Raw genomic sequence first — 21,592 nt, 5'->3', positions numbered from 1 at the left:
CCCAATCGTTATTTTCGAAGTCTGCATCAGGCGCGCCCGCTTTGCAATCAGACAAAGGTGCAAGATGCAGGCCGCCGCAGCCATTAATAATTCTTTACGTTCCCCTTGGGCGGCATTTTCGGGGTGCCAAAATAAGTCGCCGGTGGCGCCTTGAAACCCACGGCCTTGCCCTTGTCGTCGTAGATCAGCTGCGTCGATTGCTGCTGCGGCGTCTTGCGGCTGGCCGTCACTTCCAGCGTAGCGGCCCGTGCCGGCGCAGCCTGGCGATCCAGCTCGCTGCGTACGATACGCACCCGCTCGGCGGCAATGCGCCGGTCTATGGTCTCGGTCGACATGCCGCGCTCGACCAGTTTTTCACGCATCGAAACCAGCGTATCGAGTTCTTTCGATGTCCGCAGCGAGCGCTTGGGCTCGCCCCATTTCTCTTTCGGCTGACTGACGGCGATATTGAACTCTTCGGGATTGGTCAGCATGCGCGCCACATTCAGGTGATTGAAGCGCATCGCCCATTCCAGCGCCCCGTCGCCCCAGTCGTTGCGCGGCGAACGGTCGGCGCCCTTTTCGATCAGCTTGCGGGCCAGGCTTTCGCGGCCTTCATAAATTGCCATCATCAGCACACTGGAGCCGTTGGTGCTTTTGGCATCGATATCGGCACCGTTCTCGATCAGGTAATCGGCGAGTTCGGCATGCCCGGAAAACACCGCGTAATGCAGCGCCGACCACTGCCGTTGCGGCGCGTTGATGCGCGCGCCACGCTCGAGCAGCCATTTCACGACGTCCAGCTTGCCCCGCCAGGCGGCGAGGACCAGCGCTGATTCGCCATTGTCGTTCAACAGGTTGATATCGGCGCCATTGGCCAGAAACAGGCGCATCAACTCGAAATTGCCTTCCCAGGCACCGATCATCAGGCCGGAACCAACGCGGCTGCCCATGAAGTCGGGCGGCAGGCCGGCATCCAGCCAGCGCTGCGCCTGCCCCAGATCACCCAGTTCCATGTTGTTGGTAAAGGTGATCGGCGTCGGCAATGTGCTTGCCTGCTCCGCCATTGCCGGAAAAACCGGGCTCATCGCGATTATCATAGCCAGCAGATTACTTCTGACTGCCCGCACCATTGTCTGCTTCATCAAATTACTTTCCTCCCCGGCCAGGCCGCATTTTCGCATGACCCGGACCACTTTCCGGCTAGCCCTCGCCTTGGTCTTGTCGCTGCTGTTGCACATTTCGCCTTTTATCGGCGGCCTCGTCCAGACACCGCCAGCCGCGCCTCCAACGCCACCGATCCAGGCGGCACTGCGACCTGCCGCACCTGCCGTCAGCACGGTGCCGCTCGAACTGGAAAAAAAGCCCCCCGCCCCGCCTGTTGCACAAAAACAAGAAGCCCCACACCGAAATTCACCAAATAATATAAAATCAACAAAAACATGGACGCAGGAAGTTCGCAAGCAATTCAACAAGCAGCTTGCGGATGGCCTTTTCTATCCCGCCGAAGCGATCGCCCGCGGCCTCGAAGGCGAGGTGGTGGTTCTGATGCTGCTTGATGAACGGGGGCAGGTCAGTGCAGCCCGGGTTGAACAGGGGAGCGGCCAGGCAATTCTCGATGCGGCGGCCTTGCGAGCAGTGCGTTCGCTGCACTCGCTGCCTGCCGATGCCCCCCGCGAAACCTTGTTGCCGGTTCGCTTCAGACTGAAATAGAAAATTGGCCTGACCAATACTGTATTACTGGTACTTCAGGCGTGTATGATTTTGCTCAGAATCAGTATTCGCTGATACTGAAAAAATCGTTTTAGTAGTTCAGGGGGAAGCAACATGAATGCCTTTGGCTCTTTGCGCGTTGCGACACGCATTCAGATTCTGGTTGGACTGGCTTTGGCCGGTTTGCTGATACTTTGTTTCACCGCGCTTTTTCAGGTCAAGTCGAGCATGCTCGAAGACCGCAAGCAAAAGACCCGCAATCTGGTCGAAATCGGCATCGGCACGCTCGCTCACTATCAGAAACAGGTAGCCGACGGCAAGCTGGCGGAAGAAGATGCCAAAAAAGCCGCCAAGGAAGCCTTGCGCAACCTGCGCTACGACAGCACTGATTACTTTTTCATCGTCGACACCAATCACAACTATGTCCTTTTGCCGCCCAAGCCGGAACTTGAGGGCGCAAACAAGAGCGACATGCAGGATGCAAACGGCAAATACCTGATCCGGGACCTGGTCAGCGCCGGCAAAAAAGGCGGCGACTTTGTCGAATACTGGTTCCCCAAAGCGGGACAGCAGACTGCCGAACCGAAGATTTCCTATGCTGTGGCGTTTACTCCCTGGAACTGGGTGCTCGGCACCGGCATCTACATCGACGACATTGATCGCGAATACAAGCGCAACGCCCTGCTGCTCGGCGCCATCTCCGCAGCCCTGCTCGTCCTGCTCGGGCTCGTTGGCTGGCAGGTGGGCGCCAGCGTGTTGCGCCAGCTGGGCGGCGAACCGCAGGATGCTACCGCCGTCATGCAGAGCGTTGCCGGTGGCGACCTGACTGCCAGTCTGGACTCGGCCCCGGCCGGCAGCCTGCTGCGCGCCCTGGGTGACATGGTGACCTCGCTACGCCAGCTGGTGACCGAAATCAACAATGACGCCAACCGCCTGGTCAACAATGCCGAAGAAATTGCCACCGCCTCGGATGAGGTGGCACGTGCGGCCGAACAGCAGTCGGATGCAACATCGGCGATGGCTGCCGCCATCGAGGAGCTGACCGTCAGCTCGAATCACATCTCCGACAGTGCCCGCGAAACCGCGCGTGACACAACAGAGGCAGTCACCCTTTCCGGCCAGGGGACAGAGCGGGTGCAACAAGCCTCGCAGGCAATCCAGAAAATTTCCGATACCGTTTCCGATGCTTCGGGGCGGATTCGCGCCCTGGAAGAGCGGGCCAAGCAGGTATCGTCAATTGCCAACGTAATCAAGGACATCGCCGGCCAGACCAACCTGCTCGCCCTGAATGCCGCCATCGAAGCCGCCCGCGCCGGCGAACAGGGACGCGGCTTTGCGGTGGTCGCCGACGAAGTGCGTAAGCTGGCCGAACGCACCTCGTCGGCAACAACCGAGATCGAGCAGATGATCATCGGCATCCAGAGCGATACCGTCGGCGCCGTCGAAGCCATGAGTTCAGCCCTGCCGGAAGTCCAGGAAGGCGTACAACTCGCCAGCTCCGCCTCCGAGTCGCTGCAGGCCATCGAGATGGGTGCCCGGCGCACGCTGGAGCGGGTGGGTGAAGTCGCCGATGCGACGCAGGAACAAAGTGCCGCCAGCACGTCGATTGCCCAGCGCGTCGAGCAGATCGCCAACATGGTCGAAGAAACCACCGACACCATCCGCGGCACGGCAGCCACGGCACATCAGCTGCAGGGCATTGCCAACAGCCTGAAACAGCTGATCGGACGCTTCCGGGTATAAAGCGCCTTGACGGTCCACAACAATGGGGCGGCTCAAACCGCCCCGTTTGCTTTCAGCTCGGCAATTTCCCCGGGGGCATAACCCAGTTCAGCAAGGACCTCAGCCGTGTGTGCGCCCAGCTCCGGCCCCAGCCACTCGGTTGAGCCCGGCGTAGCAGAAAGCTTGGGCACGATACCGGGCATGCGGAATTCCCTGCCATCCGGCAGGCGGGCCGATTCAAGCATCTGCCGGGCGAGGAATTGCGGGTCGGCAAACATGTCGACCGCTGAATAAACCCGCGACGACGGCACCTCGGCCGCCGCCAGAATGGCCAGCACTTCGCTCTCGTCGTGCTGCGCACACCAGGCGTCAATCAGCCCGTAAATCTCGTCGCGCCGCGCGTCGCGCCCGGCATTGTCAGCCAGGCCGGGATCATCGGCAAGATCGGGGCGGCCGATCGCACGCATGAAACGCCTGAAGATCGCATCGCCATTGGCGCCGATGGTGACGTGCTTGCCATCCCGCGTCGTATGCGTGTTCGACGGCGTGATGCCGGGCATGATGTTGCCGGTGCGCTCGCGCACGAAGCCGAAGACATCGAATTCCGGCACCAGCGACTCCATCATCGCGAACACCGCCTCGTAGAGCGCGACATCGACCACCTGCCCGGCGCCACCATTGACTTCCTTGTGGCGCAACGCCATCAGCGCACCAATGGCGCCCCATAGCGCAGCAATCGAATCGCCGATCGAAATTCCGGTACGCACCGGCGGCCGGTCGGCGAAGCCGGTGATATAACGCAGCCCGCCCATAGCCTCGCCGACCGCACCAAAGCCCGGCTGATCCTTGTACGGCCCGGTCTGCCCGAATCCGGACAGGCGCACCATGACCAGTCCGGGATTGTCAGCCTTGAGCTGCTCCCAGCCCAGGCCCAGCTTTTCCAGCACGCCGGGACGGAAATTTTCGACCAGGATGTCGGCGCCAGCAATCAGCTTGCGCACGAATTCGCGGCCCTCCGGATGCTTCAGATTGGCCGTCACCGACTTCTTGTTGCGCGCCTGGACGTACCACCACAACGAGGTGCCTTCGTAGAGCTTGCGCCACTTGCGCAGCGGATCGCCGCCGTCGGGTGACTCGACCTTGATCACCTCGGCGCCAAATTCGGCCATGATGCGCGTGCAGAACGGCCCGGCGATCAGCGTGCCGAGTTCGATCACGCGCAAGCCGGCCAGCGGTTTTTGCATGTCGCTCATGTCAGGGTTCCCAGTGTTCGACGGGCAAATGTTGCCCCCACAGACGGTCGACCGTTGCGCCCACCGACGCCGGCGCACCGCTGGTCGCCACCGTCAGATGCCCGCCCCCGCCGCCGAGCAGATTGCCGGCGGCAAGCAGTCTTTCCAGCTGGCGCGCCACCGCTTCGCCGGTATCGAGCAGGCGCGTCCCGGCCGGCAGGCGCCGGGCAATCGCCTCGGCCACCCACGGATAATGCGTACAGCCCAGCGCCACGACATCGGCCCCGGCCTCTGCCAGCGGCAACACGAACTCGTCGAGCAGGGCCGCCACCTCGGGGCTGTGCGCGCCGCGCATCTCGATCGCCTCGGCCAGACCGGGACAAGCCGTCGCCAGCACCTTCAGATGCGGCGCATGATTGCCGACCAGACGCTGGAAACGCTCGCTGTGCAAAGTACGCGTCGTCGCCAGGACGCCGATCACACCGCTCCGGGTCAGCGCCACCGCCGGCTTGACGCCTGGCTCCAGCGCCACCACCGGCAGCTTGATTGCGGCCCGGATTGCCTCGGCCGCCGCCGCCGTGGCCGTATTGCAGGCAATCACCAGGGCTTTGGCGCCACGCTTTTCCAGCGCCTGCGCGATCAGGACACCGCGCTCCCTGAGGAAGGACTCGGAACGGTCGCCATAGGGCAGAAAACGGGTGTCGGCAAAATAGAAATAGTCTTCATGCGGCAGTCGACCGCGCAAAGCACGAAGGACAGTTAGTCCGCCTAAGCCGGAGTCGAAAACAGCGATGGGTTGGGTACGTTCCAATTTGTTGCCGCCCGAGCCGGGACGGTCCTTATCAAACCGATTGCAAGTTTAGCCCAGCACTGCCTGAAGTGCTCGTCGACACCACGGCATGTCCAGCCCGGCACTTACGGAGATTCGCCATTGTCATTGACCACCCAGCAGCGCAGTGCTAGTGTTTGTTTACCCATTTGTCATGGGTTTTGATTTTCAAGCGTGTCATACAGGAGGATTCAACATGGCCACAACCAGCAAGATTCCCGTCCAGCTTCAAGACACTTTTCACTTCCGTCCGCGTTGGTGGTGGGACCCGGTCCCCGACTGGGTCATCGACCATCTCACCCCGGATGCGATCCGTGAACTCGGCGCCCTGCAGATTGAGGCACAGCGCACCGTCCTCAAGGCGCAACTCGAGGCGCTCGACAAATCGCTCGTCGTACTGAACCGGAAAAAATAGGCAGTTCATTACCCCGCGGCGGACGGCGCCCTGCCCGCCGCGTATCCCGCCGCTCGCGAGGAGAGAACGATGCGCCATTTCCCGCTTCCCGTCACGACGGCTCCCCGGGCTGACTCCCGGCATTCCGCCCGCACGCAGCAACCGGTCCTGCTGATCGGTTTCCTGAATCAGGGCAATCTCGGTCTGGGTTATCTTGCGGCAACATTGCGCCAAGCTGGGTATCGCGTCGAGATTCTCGATATCGAACAGGATGTCGCCAGCCTGTGCCAGGCGGCGCAGGCACTGCGCCCCCTGTTGATCGGCTTCTCGCTGATCTTCCAGTTTTACCTGCCGCGCTTTGCAACTCTCGCCGAACGCCTGCGCGAGTATGACCAGACCTGCCACTTCACAATAGGCGGGCACTTCCCCAGCCTGAACCCGACGCTCACGCTGGAGCACATCCCCCACCTCGACAGCGTCGTACGTTTCGAGGGCGAACAGACCTTGCTCGAACTGACCAGCCGCCTTGACAAACAACAAGCCTGGCAGGACATCGACGGCATCGCCTACCGGCAGGATGAGAGAGTCCGGATGAATCCGCTGCGTCCCCTGCTCCCCGACCTCGACCGCCTGCCCTATCCAGATCGCGAGTACGAAGCCGAAACCATCCTCGGCCAACGAGCGATGCCACTCATTGCCAGCCGCGGCTGCGCCCGGACCTGTTCTTTCTGCTCCATCCACACCTTCTACCGCCAGGCACCCGGCAAGGTCGTACGCACCCGGCAACCGGTACATGTCGTCGAGGAAATGCACCACCTGCACCACACCCGGGGAATCAACATCTTCCTATTCCAGGATGACGACTTTCCCCTCTACGGCAAGGCATGGCAGCGCTGGGCTCGCCTGTTCGTGGCCGAGTTGTGGCGCAGTGGGCTGGCCGGGCGAATCGCCTGGAAAATCAACTGCCGCGCCGATGCGGTCGACGCAGCGCTATTCACGGAAATGCGCGCAGCCGGCCTCTACCTCGTTTATATGGGACTCGAATCGGGCAGCGAACACGGACTGCAGACGCTCCACAAGCAGATCGATGTCGAACAGAACCTGCGGGCAGTCGCGCTACTCAAGCAAATCGGCATGATGTTCGAGTTCGGTTTCATGCTCTTCGATCCATCCAGTACCTTGCCCGGCATCCGCGACAATATCCGCTTTCTCCGGGAGATCGTTGGTGACGGCAGTGCAGCGGCCGTTTTCTGCCGCATGCTCCCTTATGAGGGAACGCCGATCAAATCAACCCTTGAAGCGGAAGGACGCATGCGCGGCGACATCTGCAACCCCGACTACGACTTCCTCGAACCATGTATCGAAAGCCTGTACAAGGAAGTGCACGAGTTAACCAGCATGGCCGGCTGGGTACACGGACAGCGCTCGCTCGCCCCCAACATCAACTGGGCCTGGAACGAATTGGCCATCATCAGGCGCTTGTTTCCTTCCGTACGTCACAGCCGGCGCTATGAAACGAACCTGCGCTCGATCACTCGCTCCGCCAACCAATTGTTGTTCACAATGCTGGAAGATGCGTGCCAGGGCCACGAGTGCGGAAGAACATCGGGCTGGAGCGAGGCCGACCTTGGCGAACGCTGCGATCGCCTGCTCGAACGCCTTCTGCATACGCGCAACCGTTTCATCGCCAGCCAGCAGCACGAACTGAGCAAAGACCTGCGCCGGACGGGCCTGCTCGTTGCCTGACCGGGCGCGGAGCAGCCCAAAATAACAAAAGCCCCCGTCCGGAGGGCTTCCTGCAATAGCCGCTTCGCAGCAGATATTACATCCGCTCGATCAGCGCATCACCAAACTCGGAGCACGACAACTCATCCGCCCCATCCATCATGCGGGCAAAATCGTAGGTCACTTTCCTGTCGCCGATGGCTGATTCCATGGCCTTGATCACCAGGTTGGCGGCTTCCTTCCAGCCGAGATGGCGCAGCATCATTTCCGCCGACAGGATCAGCGACCCCGGATTGACCTTGTCCAGACCGGCATACTTCGGCGCCGTGCCGTGCGTCGCTTCGAAACAGGCATACTGGTCGGAAATATTGGCGCCCGGCGCAATGCCGATGCCACCGACCTGGGCGGCCAGCGCGTCGGAGATGTAGTCGCCGTTCAGGTTGGTCGTCGCAATCACGTCATATTCGGCCGGCCGCAGCAGGACCTGCTGCAGGAAGGCATCGGCGATGGAATCCTTGATGACGATTTCGCGCCCGGTATGCGGATTGGTGACCTTGCACCATGGTCCGCCATCGATCGGCTCGGCTCCGAATTCATTTTTTGCAAGCTCATAGGCAACATCACGGAACAGGCCTTCCGTGTATTTCATGATGTTGCCCTTGTGCACGATAGTCACCGACTTGCGGTCATTGGCAATGGCGTACTTGATCGCGGCGCGCACCAGGCGGGAACTGCCTTCGACTGAAATCGGCTTGATACCGATGCCAGACGAGAAGGGGAAACGGATTTTCCTGACACCCATTTCGTCCTGCAGGAACTTGATGACCTTCTTGACCTCCTCCGACGTGCATGCCCACTCGACACCGGCGTAAATGTCTTCGGTGTTCTCGCGGAAGATCACCATGTTGGTCTGCTCCGGATACTTCAGGGGCGAGGGCACGCCCCTGAAATAGCGCACCGGCCGCACGCACTGATAAAGGTCGAGTTCCTGGCGTAGTGCGACATTGAGCGAGCGGATGCCACCACCAACCGGTGTCGTCATCGGCCCCTTGATCGAGACGACATACTCTTTCAGCGCGGCGAAGGTTTCCTCGGGAAACCATTCATCCGGTCCGTACAGGCGGGTCGATTTCTCGCCGGCATAGACTTCCATCCAGTGAATTTTCTTTTTGCCGCCGTAGGCCTTGTCGACCGCTGCATCAATCACCTTGATCATGACCGGCGTGACGTCGATGCCCACCCCGTCACCTTCGATGAAAGGAATGATCGGATTGTCCGGGATCGCTTGCCCCGCAACAATTTTCTCACCACCTTGCGGAATCCTGATGTGGGATGTCATGACCACTCCTTGAATTGTTTTCGGCTGCGTTGATCCGGGAAGAAGCTTCCCGCTGCTGGCTTCGCCATGGCAGATCGTGCCGGCGATTATGAAACAAAAAGGGGAGAAATGGCAGCCATTTCTCCCCTTGCTTCAAGTCAGGAACAAGCCCCGGCCGGGGCCTGCCAGCTTAAATGCGTGCAGCTTTCAGCGCGGCATTCAGCGTCGGACTCGGACGCATCACGGCCTTGCACTTCTCGGCATCGGCCTTGTAGTAGCCACCGATATCAACCGGCTTGCCCTGTACCGACTTCATTTCGGCGACAATCTGACCTTCGTTGTCGGTCAGGGTCTTGGCCAGCTTGGCGAAATGATCGGCCAGCTCCTTGTCCTCGGTCTGGGCAGCCAGTTCCTGCGCCCAGTACATGGCGAGGTAGAACTGCGAACCGCGGTTGTCGAGCTCACCGGTCTTCGGCGACGGCGACTTGTTGTTGTCGAGCAGCTTGCCGGTAGCAGCGTCGAGCGTCTTGGCGAGCAGGATGGCGCGCTTGTTGCCGTCCTTGATGCCTTGCTCTTCCAGGGAAACGGCCAGGGCCAGGAACTCGCCGAGCGAATCCCAACGCAGGTGGTTTTCCTGGGTCAGCTGCTGCACGTGTTTCGGCGCCGAACCGCCGGCACCGGTTTCGTACATGCCACCGCCGTTCATCAGCGGAACGATGGACAGCATCTTGGCCGAGGTGCCCAGTTCCATGATCGGGAACAGGTCGGTCAGGTAGTCGCGCAGGATGTTGCCGGTCACCGAGATGGTGTCCAGACCGCGGATGACACGTTCCAGCGTGAAGCGCATGGCGCGGACCTGCGACATGATCTGGATATCGAGGCCGGTGGTGTCGTGCTCCTTGAGGTACTTCTGAACCTTCTTGATCAGTTCGTTTTCGTGCGGACGATAGGCGTCCAGCCAGAACACGGCCGGGGTGTTGGACTGGCGGGCACGGGTAACGGCCAGCTTGACCCAGTCGCGGATCGGCGCGTCCTTGACCTGGCACATGCGCCAGATGTCGCCGGCTTCGACGTTTTGCGTCAGCAGCACTTCGCCGGTCGCGTTATCGACGATGTTGGCGATGCCGTCTTCGGCAATTTCGAAAGTCTTGTCGTGCGAGCCGTATTCCTCGGCCTGCTGGGCCATCAGACCGACGTTCGGCACGGTACCCATGGTCTTCGGATCGAAGTTGCCATGCCATTTGACGAAGTTGATCATCTCCTGGTAAATGCGGGCAAAGGTCGATTCCGGCATGACGCACTTGCTGTCGTACTGCTTGCCGTCGGCACCCCACATCTTGCCGCCCTGACGGATCATGGCCGGCATGGAGGCGTCGACGATGATGTCGTTCGGCGAATGGAAATTGGTGATGCCCTTGGCCGAGTCGACCATGGCCAGACGCGGACGGTGTTCCTGACAGGCGTGCAGGTCGCGGATGATCTCGTCGCGCTTGGATTCCGGCAATTGCTTGATCTTCTCGTACAGATCGACCATGCCGTTATTGACGTTGATGCCCAGTTCGTCGAAGGTCTTGCCGTGCTTCTCGAAGGCTTCCTTGTAGTAGATCTTGACGCAATGGCCGAAGACGATGGGGTGCGAGACCTTCATCATCGTCGCCTTGACGTGCAGCGAGAAGAGGATGCCGGACTGGCGGCAATCTTCGAGCTGGGCTTCGTAGAAGTCGCACAGCGCCTTCTTGCTCATGAACATCGAATCGATGATCTCGCCTTCGAGCAGGGAAAGCTTCGGCTTCAGAACGGTGGTCTTGCCGCCCTTGGCGATCAGTTCCATGCGGACTTCGCGCGCCTTGTCGAGGGTCAGCGACTTTTCGCCGTGGTAGAAGTCACCGTGTTCCATGTGCGAAACGTGGGTCTGCGACCACTGCTTCCACTCGCCCATGGAATGCGGGCGCTTCCTGGCAAAATTCTTGACGGCCATCGGCGCGCGGCGGTCGGAGTTGCCTTCGCGCAGCACCGGGTTGACGGCGGAACCAATGCATTTACCAAAACGGGCCTTGAGGGCCTTCTCTTCTTCGGTATTGGCGGTTTCCGGGTAATCGGGGATCTTGTAGCCCTTTTCCTGCAATTCCTTGACGCAGGCCTTGAGCTGGGCGACGGAGGCAGAAATGTTCGGCAACTTGATGATATTGGTATCCGGCAGCAGGCACTTCTTGCCCAGCTCACCCAGGGTATTCGGGACCTTCTGCTCGTCGGTCAGGCATTCCGGAAACTCGGCCAGAACGCGGGCGGACACGGAGATGTCGGCCTTTTCGATTTCGACCCCGGCCGGGGCAGCAAACGTGCGAACGATCGGCAGAAAGGCACAGGTCGCCAGCAGCGGCGCCTCGTCCGTAAGCGTGTAAATGATCTTTGACTTCCCTGCAGCCATGCTACCCCCTCGTATTAGGTTAGATTTACCGGGACGAATGTACGCCGCCCCCCTTTCGCCATACTTACAGCGACAAAACGAAGAGTATCCTTTGCCAGCCGTATGGCAGTCAACGTCGACGCTGCCAAAACGGCTTGCCAGCGTGCCCGGCAAGGCATCAACGCGCATGCCGGATGCTAGAATTTCGGGCAAAGTCAGGAGACAAAAATGAAAATTGCGGTCGGCCTCTACGGCACCAATGCCCACCAGATCGCGCTCGCCCTGATCCAGGGCTTCAACAAGCATTACACGCTGTTTCGCGCGACCAGCCAGGAAGCCAAGGTACGCTTCGAAAAGGCCGACTGGCCGGGCGTACAGCTCGCCGTCAAGGAGCGCATCCGCTTCTACGACGACCGCGTCGATGAATGCGTCGAGCGCCTGCGCGACGAGTTCGACGCCAGCCACATCGACCAGCCGACCTGGCAGCAGATCAAGCTGCTCTACATCGGGCTGCTGCTCAACCACAAGCAGCCGGAACTGGCCGAAACCTTCTTCAACTCGGTGACGACCAAGATCCTCGACCGCAACTACTATCACAACGATTTCATTTTCGTCCGTCCGACGCTGTCGACCGAAAACATCGAGGCCGACACCGACCCAACCTACCGCAGCTACTACGCCAAGGCCGACGGCCTGCGCGGCGCGGTCGCCAGCATCATCGCCGACTTCAACTGGCACCGGCCGTTTGCCGATCTCGAGCGCGACGTCAATCGCGTCTATCAGGCGATCAGCCGCTTCCTGCAGGGCATGCCGCAACGCGAGGTGAATTTCCAGATCCAGGTGCTGGCTTCCGCCTTCTACCGCAACAAGGCCGCCTACATCATCGGCAAGGCGATCAACGGCGCTGCCGAATATCCGTTCACCATTCCCGTGCTGCACGACGAGAACGGCCGGCTCTTCATCGACACCGTGCTGCTCGACGCCTGGCGCATCGGCCTGCTCTTCTCGCTGTCGCGCGCGTATTTCATGGTCGACATGGAAGTGCCGTCCGGCTACGTCCAGTTCCTGCGCTCCATCCTGCCCAACAAGCCGCGCTCCGAGCTGTACATCATGCTCGGCCTCGGCAAGCAGGGCAAAACCATGTTCTTCCGCGACCTGATCTATCACCTGCGCCATTCGGAAGACAAGTTCATCATGGCCCCCGGCATCCGCGGCCTGGTCATGCTGGTGTTCACGCTGCCCTCCTACCCTTACGTCTTCAAGCTGATCAAGGATGTCTTCGGCAGCTCGAAGAACATGGATCGCGCCACGGTCAAAAAGAAATTTCTGCTCGTCAAGCAAGTCGACCGGGTCGGACGCATGGCCGACACGCTGGAGTTTTCCAACGTGCTGCTGCCGCTCAAGCGCTTCGACGACGAGGTGCTGGCCGAATTGCAGAAACTGGCGCCCAACTGTTTCGAGGTGGATGGCGACCAGTTGATCATCAAGCATCTCTATATCGAACGCCGCATGGAGCCGCTCAACATGCATCTCGACCGCATGGAGCGCAGCAACAACATCGAAGGCCTCGAACATGCGATCCGCGAATACGGCAACGCCATCCGCGAACTGGCGCAGGCCAACATCTTCCCCGGCGACATGCTGTGGAAGAATTTCGGCGTCACCCGCTACGGCCGCGTCGTGTTCTACGACTACGACGAAATCGAGTACATGACCGACTGCAATTTCCGCAAAATCCCGCCGGCGCCGGATTTCGAGACCGAGATGTCGGGCGAGGTCTGGTATCCGGTGGCGAAGAACGACATCTTCCCGGAAGAGTTCGCCACCTTCCTGCTCGCCTCGCCGACCCTGCGCAAGATTTTCCACAAGCACCACAAGGACCTGCTCTCGGCGAAATTCTGGCAGGACGCGCAGGAGAAGATCCGCGCCGGCCATGTCGAGGATTTTTTCCCCTATCCGGAAGAACTGCGCTTCTGCAACAACCCGCCGGAAGCTGACTAGGCGAAAAACGGCCGCGCCAGACGGTCGACCGGTAAAAAGGCACGATTTCTGAACCTCCGGCCGGCAACGCTCTCTTAATAGGGAGAAAGCGAGGCCAGCCATGCGCAACACCCGCACCGAACACGACGCCTTCGGCGCCATCGAGGTTCCCGCCGAGCATCTGTGGGGCGCCCAGACGCAGCGCTCGCTGCAGCATTTCGCCATCTCCCGCGAGCGCATGCCGGAGGAACTGATCCGCGCCCTCGCCCTGCTCAAGGCCGCTGCCGCCCGCGTCAATGGTGAACTCGGCCTGCTGCCGCCGGACACGGCGTCCGCCATCGCCGCTGCCGGCGACGCCGTGGCAAAGGGCGAATACGCCGCCGAATTCCCGCTCTCCGTCTGGCAAACCGGTTCCGGCACGCAGACCAACATGAACGTGAACGAAGTGCTCGCCCGCCTTGCCGGAGAGCAACTCGGACAGCCTGTGCATCCCAACGATGCGGTCAATCTCGGGCAATCCTCGAACGACATGTTCCCGAGCGCCATGCACGTCGCCGCGGCGACCGGCATCGTGCAGCAACTGCTGCCGGCGCTGAGCGCCCTGCGCCACACGCTGGACGCCAAAGCCGGCGAATTCGCCAGCATCATCAAGATCGGCCGCACGCATTTGCAGGACGCGACGCCACTGACGCTGGGCCAGGAATTTTCCGGCTACGTCGCGCAACTCGATCAGGCGCAAAGCGTAATCGACGTGCTGCTGCCGGCGCTTTACCCGCTCGCCGTGGGCGGCACGGCGGTCGGCACCGGCCTCAACACGCACCCGGAATTCGGGAGGCGCGTTGCGACCGAGGTCGCTCAGCGCAGCAGACTGCTCTTCACCAGCGCCGGCAACAAGTTCGCGGCCCTGGCCGGGCACGACGCGATGGTCGCCGTACATGGCGGCCTCAAGGTGCTGGCGGTTGCACTCAGCAAGATCGCCAACGACATTCGCTGGCTGGCCAGCGGTCCACGTGCCGGACTGGGCGAAATTGCCCTGCCCGAAAACGAGCCGGGCAGTTCGATCATGCCCGGCAAGGTCAACCCGACGCAAAGCGAGGCGCTCGCCATGGCCTGCATCCAGGTTATGGCCAACGACGTGGCGATCAGTATGGGCGGCGCGGCCGGCAATTTCGAACTTAATGTCTGCAAGCCGCTGATCGCCCACAACTTCCTCTTCAGCATCCGCCTGCTCGCCGACGGCATGCGCAGCTTCGAGCAGCACTGCGCGCGCGGCATCACGGCCAACCGCGAACGCATCACCGAACTGCTGCAACGCTCGCTGATGCTGGTCACGGCACTGACGCCGCACATCGGCTACGACCGGGCGGCGGAGATCGCCAAGAAGGCGCAGCGCGACGCATCGACACTGGAAGAAGCGGCACTGGCCCTGGGCTACCTGACGGCCGCCGAGTACGCGCAATGGGTGCGCCCGGAAAACATGCTGCAGCCGGCGTCGACCGCTACGCCGCTGACGGCGTCATGAACTTTGCCGGCGCGCCGGACTCCAACCTGCAGCACGCCACATTCGGCCGCCGCAACAAACAATCACATCGAGGTCAGCCATGGAAACCCACAGCCACAGCATGCGCAATCTGTTCGCCCAATTGGGATTGCCGTCGGAAGATGCGGACATCGCGCGCTTCATCGAAACGCACGGCCCGCTACCCGAACCGGCCCGCCTGGCCGATGCCCCGTTCTGGAGCCCGGCCCAGGCCACTTTCCTGCGTGAGGAAATCCTGGTCGATGCCGCCTGGGCGGAAGTCATCGACCATCTGAACGCGGCGCTGCACCCCGCGCACTAAATATTTGCTCAGGCGTGGCCGGTACTGCCGAAACCGCCCTCGCCACGCTTGCTGGCGTCGAACTCGTCAACAATATTGAAGCCGACCTGCAGCACCGGCACGATGATCATCTGCGCGATGCGATCGAGCGGATTAAGCGTGAATTCAGTCTGGCCGCGGTTCCACACCGAGACCATCAACTCGCCCTGGTAATCGCTGTCGATCAGGCCGGTCAGGTTGCCGAGCACGATGCCGTGCTTGTGACCGAGGCCGGAGCGCGGCAGGATCATTGCCGCCAGGCCGGGATCGGCCAGATGGATGGCCATGCCGGTCGGCACCAGCGTCGTCTGGCCGGGTGCCACGGTGAGCGGTTCGGCGATGCAGGCGCGCAGGTCGAGGCCGGCCGAGCCGGGCGTTGCATAGTGCGGCGGCGTATCGCGCAGGCGGTTGTCGAGAATCTTGACGTCAATCGTGTGCATCGGTGTTTCCTGTCATGTGGGCAATGTGTTCAACAAGCTGACGGGCCAGCACCGATTTCGGCGCCGGCGTCAGCGGATGGACACCGGCATCGTCGAACAGGACTAGCCGGTTGTCGTCGCCGCCGAAGCCGTCCTGGATCAGGTTGCCGGCAATCAGCGGGATATTCTTCTTTTTGCGCTTGGCCTGCGCATAGTCTTCGAGATTGCGGCTCTCGGCCGCAAAGCCGACGCAGAACGGCGCGGCCGGCAAGGCGGCGACTTCGGCCAGGATGTCCGGGTTTTCAACCAGCTCGATCGGCGGAATGCCGCCCGTATCCTTCTTCAGCTTGTGCTCGGCAGCATTCGCGACGCGGTAGTCGGCCACCGCCGCAACGCCGATGAAAATATCGGCAGCGCCGACCGCGCCCATCACCGCCGCATGCATTTCGAGCGCACTGCGCACATTGATACGGTCGACGCCCTGTGGCGCGGCAAAAGCAACCGGCCCGGAAACCAGCGTCACCTGCGCCCCGGCCTGGCGCGCAGCACGTGCCAGCGCATAACCCATGCGCCCGGACGACAGGTTGGTAATGCCGCGCACCGGGTCGATCGCCTCGAAAGTCGGTCCGGCCGTAATCACCACCTTGCGTCCGGCCAGCACCTTGGGCGTGAAGAAGGCGATCACCTCTTCGAGAATCTCTTCCGGCTCCAGCATGCGACCGGCACCGACTTCGCCGCAGGCCTGCTCGCCGCTGGCCGGACCGAGCAGCTGCACGCCATCGGCGGCGAGTTGCGCGACATTGCGCTGCGTCGCCGGGTTCTGCCACATCTGCAGATTCATCGCCGGCGCCACGAGCAGCGGGCAAGCGCGCGCCAGCACCATGGTAGACAACAGGTCATCGGCAAAACCGTGGGCGATGCGTGCCAGGAAGTCGGCGGAAGCGGGCGCCACCAGGATCAGGTCGGCCGCACGCGACAGATCGATATGCGCCATGGCGTTCGGCATGCGCTGATCCCACTGGTCGGTGAATACCGCCTTGCCGGACAGGGCCTGGAAAGTGGTCGTCGTCACGAAGTGCGTCGCGCCCTCGGTCATCGCCACCTGCACGTCGGCGCCCTGCTTGCCCAGCAGACGAACCAGTTCCGCCGCCTTGTAGGCAGCGATACCACCGGTCACGCCAAGAACTATGCGTTTTGCATTTAATTCCATTGTCTTGCCATTAGAATGAGAGCCTTTCCATTTTACTGGAATTAGCATGTCGATCACCGACTGGCCCCTCGCCGAACGTCCGCGCGAACGTTTGTTGCGGCATGGCCCGCAAGCGCTCTCCGATGCCGAACTGCTCGCCATCTATTTAAGAGTCGGCGTGCGCGGCAAAAGCGCGGTCGATCTGGCGCGCGATTTATTGAAGCGCTTCGACGGCCATTTGAGCCGCCTGGCCGAAGCCTCGCTGAAGGAACTGGCCAGCGTCTCGGGCATCGGCCTGGCCAAGGCGGCACAACTCAAAGCCAGTTTCGAACTGAGCCGGCGCGCCCTTTCCCAGGAACTGGCGCAGCGCGACACCTTGTCCGCCCCCGGCGCGGTACGCGACTGGCTACGCCTGAAACTGGCCAGCCAGCCGCGCGAGATTTTCATGGCACTCTGGCTCGATGCGCAGAATCGTCTACTAATAGCAGAGGAATTGTTTACCGGCTCGCTGACCCAGACTTCGGTCTATCCCCGCGAAGTGGTCAAGATTGCCCTCGCCCACAATGCCGCGGCCGTCATCCTCGCGCACAACCATCCGTCGGGCATCGCCGAGCCATCACGCGCCGACGAAATGCTCACCCGCTCGCTCAAGGAGGCGCTTGCCATGGTCGATGTCAGGCTGCTCGACCACTTCATCGTGGCCGGCAATCAGCTGCCACTCTCCTTCGCCGAGCGTGGCCTTTTATAGAAAAAGCAAAAAGTACTTGAAATTACCGTGGCTTATTCGTAAAATCGCGGGCTTTCTTCTAGCGAATTCTGGAGCACCAATCATGGCGCGAGTCTGCCAAGTAACGGGTAAAGCCCCGATGGTTGGGAACAAAGTTTCCCACGCCAACAATAGAACGAAGCGTCGCTTCCTGCCGAATCTGCAGTATCGCCGCTTCTGGGTCGAGAGCGAAAACCGCTTCGTCCGCCTGCGCGTTTCCAACGCCGGTCTGCGTCTGATCGACAAGAATGGTATCGATACCGTTCTGGCCGACCTGCGTGCCCGCGGCGAAGTCTGATTAAGGAAGGATAAGTAAAATGGCTAAAGGCGGACGCGAAAAAATCAAGCTGGAATCTACAGCTGGTACCGGACACTTCTACACCACCTCCAAGAACAAGCGCACGACGCCTGGCAAACTGGAGTTCAACAAGTATGACCCGAAGGCCCGTAAGCACGTTGCTTACAAGGAAGTGAAGCTGAAGTAATTCGGCATCCTCCAGCTTTCGACAAACCCGCCTCTCGGCGGGTTTTGTTTTTTCAGGCCCGGCGCCGGAAAAGCAAGGCAGCGTAAGCCGCGATACCGGCAAACATCAGTACCGACCAGTTGGCCATCGACAGGCCAAGGAATACCCATTCCTTGCTGGTACAGAAACCGGTCGCCAGGAAGAGCGGCGAATACTGCATGCCCAGCCAGTCGACAAAACGCTCGATCAGGTTCGGATCGACATAGCTGCATTCGCTGGCCAGCTCGGGAAAAGCCTGCATCCAGGTCTGGTAACCGGCAACACCGACACCAAACAGTGCGACAACTGCAATCAGCGCCGTCCACACCTGACGGCCCTGCGGCAGGATGAAGCCGAACAGGGCGAGCGCGCCGATCACCAGATAGAGCAGGCGCTGAAAGATGCACAGCGGACAAGGCGCCAGGCGCAGCAGACTCTGTAATTCCATACCGACCGCAACGAGGCCGAAACAACCCAGCGACAAGGCGGCAAACCAGGCCCGGACGGGCACTTTGGACCAAGGCATAACAAGGCTTCCAGTAAAGTTGATGCGAGCCCGGATTCTAACCCGGCGAAAATGGCCTTGGCAGTGCGGTTGACCGCAAGAAGGTGGACCACCGGCCGCCCCGCCGTTAAGATTGGCGCATGAATACACGTATCCTGCTTGTCGAAGACGACGAACGGCTGGCCGAACTGACCGCCGAATACCTGACCAAGAACGATCTCCAGGTCTCCATCGAACCGCGCGGCGACACCGCCGAGACCCGCATCCTGGCCGAACAGCCGGATCTGGTGATCCTCGACGTCATGCTGCCCGGCAAGGACGGCTTCGAAGTCTGCCGCGCCGTGCGCCAGAACTATCGCGGCGTGATCCTGATGCTCACTGCGCGCGACGAGGACTTCGACCAGATTCTCGGCCTCGAGATGGGCGCCGACGACTACATCGCCAAGCCAGTGCAGCCGCGTGTGCTGCTGGCCCGCATCAAGGCCCTGCTCCGGCGTCGGCCGAACACCGGCGAAAGCAGCAGCGACGAATCCGAAGCCATGGTTTTCGGTCAGTTCCGGATCAGCCAATCCACCCGCACGGCTTCGCTGACCGGCATCACGATCGACCTGACCACCGCCGAGTTCGACCTGCTCTGGCTGCTCGCCTCACATGCCGGCAACGTGCTGTCGCGCGACGACCTGCTGCAGGAATTGCGCGGCATCGGCTTCGACGGCCTGGACCGCTCGATCGACGCCCGCATCTCGCGCCTGCGCAAGAAACTCAATGACGATCCGGAAAATCCGACCCGGATCAAGACGGTCCGCGGCAAGGGCTACCTGTTCAGCAAACATGACTGGAACTGAGCCGGCGCCGGCCGACAAGGAAGCCAGCGAAAGCAGCCAGGGGCTTGCCCGCTCGCTGTTCCGCGTTTCGCTGCCGCGCTGGCGGGGCGGCCGCTACAGCCTGTCCAAGCTGTTCTTCAACTTCTACCTGCTGGCGATGGGCTCCTTCGTCGCCATCGCGTTTACCGCCGACTTCATCATTTCCACGGCCCAGCGCGGCATCACCGATGATTACGCGCGCCGCTTCATGCGTGGCACGATCACGCTGATCGAAGACGAGCTCTTTCGCCATCCGCGCACGACCTGGCAACGCAACATCAAGGAGCTCGACGAGAAATTCTCGTACAAGCTCGACATCGTCGAGCGCATGTCGCTCGACCGCCGCCTGACCCCGGTCCAGGTCAGCAAGCTCGACGCCGGCGACATTGCCATCGACCACGACGGCGACATCATGTACCACCGCCTCGGCAACAGCAGCCAGGTGCTCGTGGTCGGCCCGCTCGCCGCCAACCGCAACCCGGAACTCGCCGAACGCCTGCCGCTCGAGTTGCGCCTGCGCCTGCTGACCTGGAGCCTGATCGGCGTCATCTTCGGGATCGCGCTGTGGTTCTGGGTCCGCCCGATCTGGCGCGACCTCGAGTCGCTGCGCCAGACCGCACGCGATCTCGGCGACGGCAATTTCGACGCCCGCTCGCCCCCCGCCATCAGTCAGCTGATCGCACCGCTCTCCGACACCATGAACAGCATGGCCGAACGTGTGCAGCAACTGCTCGCGACGCATCGCGAACTGTCCTGCGGCATTTCGCACGAACTGCGCACGCCGATCGCGCGCATGCGCTTTGCGCTGGAAATGCTCACCGAGACCGATGAGACTGCCGAGCGCGAGCGCCTGTGGGGCATGATGGAGGCTGATCTCGACGAGCTCGACCACCTCATCGACACCAGCCTGACCTATGCCCGCTTCGAGCGTGAAGCGCCGCAGCCGCACTTTTCCAGCGTCCAGTTCGACGAATGGCTGGCCGATGAGGTCGATAGCGTCCGCCTGCTCGGCCGCCAGTTGCAGATTACGGTCGACACCGAAAAACTGCCGGAAAAGCTCAATGTCGATCTCGACCGCAAGGCCATGCCCTACGCGCTGCGCAACCTGCTGCGCAATGCCTTCAAGTACGCCAGCCGGCAGATCGTGGTCAGCGCCGAAGTCGATGGCGAACGCATCCTGATCCACGTCGACGACGACGGCATCGGCATCCCGCCGGAAGAGCGCGACCATGTCTTCTCCGCCTTTACCCGCCTCGACCGCTCGCGCGACCGGGCGACCGGTGGTTACGGCCTCGGTCTGGCGATCGCCCGCCGCGTGCTTGAACTGCACGGCGGCACCGCCACCGCCGAAGCCGCACCGCTCGGCGGCGCCCGCTTCACGCTGGCCTGGAAGGCTCACCAGTAGGCCATCTCCCGCCGCCGGTTACAAAGCGTCATAGAACATCAAGCCACGTTACGTCGTGGCCACTCTTGCGCAACAGACACCATGGCTTGCCCTCCCTAGAATGCAAGCCATGGATCAGCAACAAGACCCGCAAGAGGAGAACCCCGAAATGCTCGAAAACAACATCAAACAATTCATCGCCGCCGCCCGCCAGCACTTTTTTGGCCTGGTCAGCGCGCCAGTGCAACAAAACCTGAGCACCGCCTGCCGGGTGCAGTGATGGCCTTTGGCAGCAGTTTGCCAGTCAGCGAAACACTCGGCGTATTTGTCGGTGTCGCCGGTTATGACTGGCTTACCGAAGGCCAGGCGGAACCGCTGAAAGCAATTGCCGCCGCCATCACCGCCGGTGTGGTCATCGCCGCCGCCCGCCACTACCTGAAGCAGCGCACGAAACACTGAACAGTTTTACCTCCCTCTCGAATCCCCCATTCGAGAAACTCCCTGTTACCCCGCCCACGTGGCGGGGTTTTTTTTGCCTCGCCAGCGGGAAGTCAGCAAGCGTTACAAAGCCGCCAAGAAAACAGGACAAATTCGCCACCTGCACCTTGCTAGAGTGATTTCACCTGCAATCGACAAAGGAGACGAACATGCAAAAGACGAAAAGCAAGGTAGGCAAGTTTCTCAAGCTGGACAAGCTCGGCCAGCGCATCGCCCACGCCACGCGGGCGATCAACAAGCGCCGCAAGGAACGGGCACTGCGCGCCTTCGAGCGCAGCCTGCAGCCGCTGACCTGAAACGGCAGCGG

23 protein-coding genes are annotated in these 21,592 nt (G+C 61.4%); 15 read left to right on the top strand and 8 right to left on the bottom strand.

What is annotated here, in order from left to right; translation table 11 throughout:
• Positions 1-83: 83 nt before the first annotated feature.
• Positions 84-1,025 carry an ankyrin repeat domain-containing protein gene (locus tag KI612_RS06035; RefSeq protein WP_226442915.1) on the bottom strand — a complete coding sequence of 314 codons (942 nt, stop codon included), beginning with the start codon at positions 1,023-1,025 and terminating at the stop codon, positions 84-86.
• Here KI612_RS06035 and KI612_RS06030 point away from each other — a divergent pair.
• Positions 994-1,692, top strand: a complete 699-nt coding sequence (locus tag KI612_RS06030) for an energy transducer TonB (RefSeq protein WP_226442914.1) — start codon at positions 994-996, stop codon at positions 1,690-1,692. The two genes, KI612_RS06035 and KI612_RS06030, sit on opposite strands and share 32 nt — an antisense overlap.
• 114 nt (positions 1,693-1,806) lie before the next feature.
• Positions 1,807-3,435 (top strand): methyl-accepting chemotaxis protein, encoded by a 1,629-nt coding sequence (locus KI612_RS06025; RefSeq protein WP_226442913.1) that lies wholly within the window; start codon positions 1,807-1,809, stop codon positions 3,433-3,435.
• A 32-nt stretch (positions 3,436-3,467) separates the two neighbouring features.
• On the opposite strand, the gene KI612_RS06020 is transcribed toward KI612_RS06025, so the two are convergent.
• On the bottom strand, positions 3,468-4,667 hold the full coding sequence (locus tag KI612_RS06020; protein ID WP_226442912.1) for a CaiB/BaiF CoA transferase family protein: 1,200 nt from the start codon (positions 4,665-4,667) through the stop codon (positions 3,468-3,470).
• A gap of 1 nt (position 4,668) precedes the next feature.
• On the bottom strand, positions 4,669-5,457 hold the full coding sequence (gene murI / locus KI612_RS06015) for a glutamate racemase (RefSeq protein ID WP_226442911.1): 789 nt from the start codon (positions 5,455-5,457) through the stop codon (positions 4,669-4,671).
• A 214-nt stretch (positions 5,458-5,671) separates the two neighbouring features.
• On the opposite strand from murI, the gene KI612_RS06010 reads away from it, so the two are divergent.
• Positions 5,672-5,890: a hypothetical protein gene (locus KI612_RS06010; RefSeq protein ID WP_226442910.1), complete on the top strand. Its 219-nt coding sequence runs from the start codon at positions 5,672-5,674 to the stop codon at positions 5,888-5,890.
• Between the two features lie 69 nt (positions 5,891-5,959).
• Positions 5,960-7,615, top strand: coding sequence for a B12-binding domain-containing radical SAM protein (locus KI612_RS06005; protein WP_226442909.1), 1,656 nt, complete (start codon positions 5,960-5,962; stop codon positions 7,613-7,615).
• 76 nt (positions 7,616-7,691) lie between these two features.
• Here the strand turns inward: KI612_RS06005 and icd are convergent, their stop codons facing one another.
• Both icd and KI612_RS05995 read right to left on the bottom strand, forming a co-directional pair.
• On the bottom strand, positions 7,692-8,933 hold the full coding sequence (icd, locus tag KI612_RS06000) for an NADP-dependent isocitrate dehydrogenase (protein WP_226442908.1): 1,242 nt from the start codon (positions 8,931-8,933) through the stop codon (positions 7,692-7,694).
• A 169-nt stretch (positions 8,934-9,102) separates the two neighbouring features.
• A complete protein-coding gene (locus KI612_RS05995) occupies positions 9,103-11,340 on the bottom strand; it encodes an NADP-dependent isocitrate dehydrogenase (RefSeq protein WP_226442907.1) in 2,238 nt (745 codons plus the stop codon).
• A gap of 207 nt (positions 11,341-11,547) precedes the next feature.
• Between KI612_RS05995 and aceK the strand changes: the two genes are divergently transcribed.
• The 3 genes from aceK to KI612_RS05980 all read left to right on the top strand — a co-directional run bounded on the left by aceK (position 11,548) and on the right by KI612_RS05980 (position 15,140).
• Positions 11,548-13,320, top strand: coding sequence for a bifunctional isocitrate dehydrogenase kinase/phosphatase (gene aceK / locus KI612_RS05990; RefSeq protein ID WP_226442906.1), 1,773 nt, complete (start codon positions 11,548-11,550; stop codon positions 13,318-13,320).
• Between the two features lie 100 nt (positions 13,321-13,420).
• A complete protein-coding gene (fumC, locus tag KI612_RS05985; RefSeq protein ID WP_226442905.1) occupies positions 13,421-14,821 on the top strand; it encodes a class II fumarate hydratase in 1,401 nt (466 codons plus the stop codon).
• A gap of 79 nt (positions 14,822-14,900) precedes the next feature.
• Complete coding sequence (locus KI612_RS05980) at positions 14,901-15,140, top strand: DUF2789 domain-containing protein (protein WP_226442904.1); 240 nt, start codon at positions 14,901-14,903, stop codon at positions 15,138-15,140.
• 8 nt (positions 15,141-15,148) lie between these two features.
• Here KI612_RS05980 and dut read toward each other — a convergent pair whose 3' ends face one another.
• Together dut and coaBC are read right to left on the bottom strand one after the other, a co-directional pair.
• Entirely contained in the window at positions 15,149-15,598 is a 450-nt protein-coding gene (gene dut / locus KI612_RS05975; protein WP_226442903.1) for a dUTP diphosphatase, read from the bottom strand.
• Complete coding sequence (gene coaBC / locus KI612_RS05970) at positions 15,585-16,787, bottom strand: bifunctional phosphopantothenoylcysteine decarboxylase/phosphopantothenate--cysteine ligase CoaBC (protein ID WP_226442902.1); 1,203 nt, start codon at positions 16,785-16,787, stop codon at positions 15,585-15,587. The genes dut and coaBC overlap by 14 nt, the downstream gene beginning before the upstream one ends.
• A gap of 46 nt (positions 16,788-16,833) precedes the next feature.
• Between coaBC and radC the strand changes: the two genes are divergently transcribed.
• The 3 genes from radC to rpmG all read left to right on the top strand — a co-directional run bounded on the left by radC (position 16,834) and on the right by rpmG (position 18,017).
• Positions 16,834-17,514: a RadC family protein gene (gene radC / locus KI612_RS05965; protein ID WP_226442901.1), complete on the top strand. Its 681-nt coding sequence runs from the start codon at positions 16,834-16,836 to the stop codon at positions 17,512-17,514.
• A gap of 82 nt (positions 17,515-17,596) precedes the next feature.
• On the top strand, positions 17,597-17,830 hold the full coding sequence (rpmB, locus tag KI612_RS05960; RefSeq protein WP_226442900.1) for a 50S ribosomal protein L28: 234 nt from the start codon (positions 17,597-17,599) through the stop codon (positions 17,828-17,830).
• A gap of 19 nt (positions 17,831-17,849) precedes the next feature.
• On the top strand, positions 17,850-18,017 hold the full coding sequence (gene rpmG / locus KI612_RS05955) for a 50S ribosomal protein L33 (protein WP_226416658.1): 168 nt from the start codon (positions 17,850-17,852) through the stop codon (positions 18,015-18,017).
• A gap of 52 nt (positions 18,018-18,069) precedes the next feature.
• Here the strand turns inward: rpmG and KI612_RS05950 are convergent, their stop codons facing one another.
• Positions 18,070-18,561, bottom strand: coding sequence for a disulfide bond formation protein B (locus KI612_RS05950; protein ID WP_226442899.1), 492 nt, complete (start codon positions 18,559-18,561; stop codon positions 18,070-18,072).
• A 119-nt stretch (positions 18,562-18,680) separates the two neighbouring features.
• On the opposite strand from KI612_RS05950, the gene KI612_RS05945 reads away from it, so the two are divergent.
• The 5 genes from KI612_RS05945 (at position 18,681) to KI612_RS05925 (ending at position 21,581) form a co-directional block, all read left to right on the top strand.
• Positions 18,681-19,385 carry a winged helix-turn-helix domain-containing protein gene (locus KI612_RS05945; protein WP_226442898.1) on the top strand — a complete coding sequence of 235 codons (705 nt, stop codon included), beginning with the start codon at positions 18,681-18,683 and terminating at the stop codon, positions 19,383-19,385.
• Positions 19,372-20,808 carry an ATP-binding protein gene (locus tag KI612_RS05940; RefSeq protein WP_226442897.1) on the top strand — a complete coding sequence of 479 codons (1,437 nt, stop codon included), beginning with the start codon at positions 19,372-19,374 and terminating at the stop codon, positions 20,806-20,808. The genes KI612_RS05945 and KI612_RS05940 overlap by 14 nt, the downstream gene beginning before the upstream one ends.
• Before the next feature lie 109 nt (positions 20,809-20,917).
• Positions 20,918-21,067 carry a hypothetical protein gene (locus KI612_RS05935; RefSeq protein ID WP_226442896.1) on the top strand — a complete coding sequence of 50 codons (150 nt, stop codon included), beginning with the start codon at positions 20,918-20,920 and terminating at the stop codon, positions 21,065-21,067.
• On the top strand, positions 21,067-21,246 hold the full coding sequence (locus KI612_RS05930) for a hypothetical protein (RefSeq protein ID WP_226442895.1): 180 nt from the start codon (positions 21,067-21,069) through the stop codon (positions 21,244-21,246). Before KI612_RS05935 ends, KI612_RS05930 begins: the two co-directional genes overlap by 1 nt.
• Positions 21,247-21,434: 188 nt before the next feature.
• On the top strand, positions 21,435-21,581 hold the full coding sequence (locus KI612_RS05925) for a hypothetical protein (protein WP_226442894.1): 147 nt from the start codon (positions 21,435-21,437) through the stop codon (positions 21,579-21,581).
• Positions 21,582-21,592: the final 11 nt, after the last annotated feature.

This window comes from Quatrionicoccus australiensis (assembly GCF_020510525.1).
In the GTDB taxonomy this organism is placed as follows: domain Bacteria; phylum Pseudomonadota; class Gammaproteobacteria; order Burkholderiales; family Rhodocyclaceae; genus Azonexus; species Azonexus australiensis_B.
Note: the sequence above shows the minus strand (reverse complement) of the source record. Positions and strands in the feature narration are given on the sequence as shown.

Bases quoted from the DNA above. Each gene is read 5' to 3' on its own strand.
- KI612_RS06030 (WP_226442914.1), top strand. From the start codon at position 994: ATGTTGTTGGTAAAGGTGATCGGCGTCGGCAATGTGCTTGCCTGCTCC.
- KI612_RS06025 (WP_226442913.1), top strand. From the start codon at position 1,807: ATGAATGCCTTTGGCTCTTTGCGCGTTGCGACACGCATTCAGATTCTG.
- KI612_RS06020 (WP_226442912.1), bottom strand. From the start codon at position 4,667: ATGAGCGACATGCAAAAACCGCTGGCCGGCTTGCGCGTGATCGAACTC.
- KI612_RS06010 (WP_226442910.1), top strand. From the start codon at position 5,672: ATGGCCACAACCAGCAAGATTCCCGTCCAGCTTCAAGACACTTTTCAC.
- KI612_RS06005 (WP_226442909.1), top strand. From the start codon at position 5,960: ATGCGCCATTTCCCGCTTCCCGTCACGACGGCTCCCCGGGCTGACTCC.
- icd (WP_226442908.1), bottom strand. From the start codon at position 8,933: ATGACATCCCACATCAGGATTCCGCAAGGTGGTGAGAAAATTGTTGCG.
- KI612_RS05995 (WP_226442907.1), bottom strand. From the start codon at position 11,340: ATGGCTGCAGGGAAGTCAAAGATCATTTACACGCTTACGGACGAGGCG.
- aceK (WP_226442906.1), top strand. From the start codon at position 11,548: ATGAAAATTGCGGTCGGCCTCTACGGCACCAATGCCCACCAGATCGCG.
- fumC (WP_226442905.1), top strand. From the start codon at position 13,421: ATGCGCAACACCCGCACCGAACACGACGCCTTCGGCGCCATCGAGGTT.
- KI612_RS05980 (WP_226442904.1), top strand. From the start codon at position 14,901: ATGGAAACCCACAGCCACAGCATGCGCAATCTGTTCGCCCAATTGGGA.
- dut (WP_226442903.1), bottom strand. From the start codon at position 15,598: ATGCACACGATTGACGTCAAGATTCTCGACAACCGCCTGCGCGATACG.
- coaBC (WP_226442902.1), bottom strand. From the start codon at position 16,787: ATGGAATTAAATGCAAAACGCATAGTTCTTGGCGTGACCGGTGGTATC.
- radC (WP_226442901.1), top strand. From the start codon at position 16,834: ATGTCGATCACCGACTGGCCCCTCGCCGAACGTCCGCGCGAACGTTTG.
- rpmB (WP_226442900.1), top strand. From the start codon at position 17,597: ATGGCGCGAGTCTGCCAAGTAACGGGTAAAGCCCCGATGGTTGGGAAC.
- rpmG (WP_226416658.1), top strand. From the start codon at position 17,850: ATGGCTAAAGGCGGACGCGAAAAAATCAAGCTGGAATCTACAGCTGGT.
- KI612_RS05950 (WP_226442899.1), bottom strand. From the start codon at position 18,561: ATGCCTTGGTCCAAAGTGCCCGTCCGGGCCTGGTTTGCCGCCTTGTCG.
- KI612_RS05945 (WP_226442898.1), top strand. From the start codon at position 18,681: ATGAATACACGTATCCTGCTTGTCGAAGACGACGAACGGCTGGCCGAA.
- KI612_RS05940 (WP_226442897.1), top strand. From the start codon at position 19,372: ATGACTGGAACTGAGCCGGCGCCGGCCGACAAGGAAGCCAGCGAAAGC.
- KI612_RS05935 (WP_226442896.1), top strand. From the start codon at position 20,918: ATGGATCAGCAACAAGACCCGCAAGAGGAGAACCCCGAAATGCTCGAA.
- KI612_RS05930 (WP_226442895.1), top strand. From the start codon at position 21,067: ATGGCCTTTGGCAGCAGTTTGCCAGTCAGCGAAACACTCGGCGTATTT.
- KI612_RS05925 (WP_226442894.1), top strand. From the start codon at position 21,435: ATGCAAAAGACGAAAAGCAAGGTAGGCAAGTTTCTCAAGCTGGACAAG.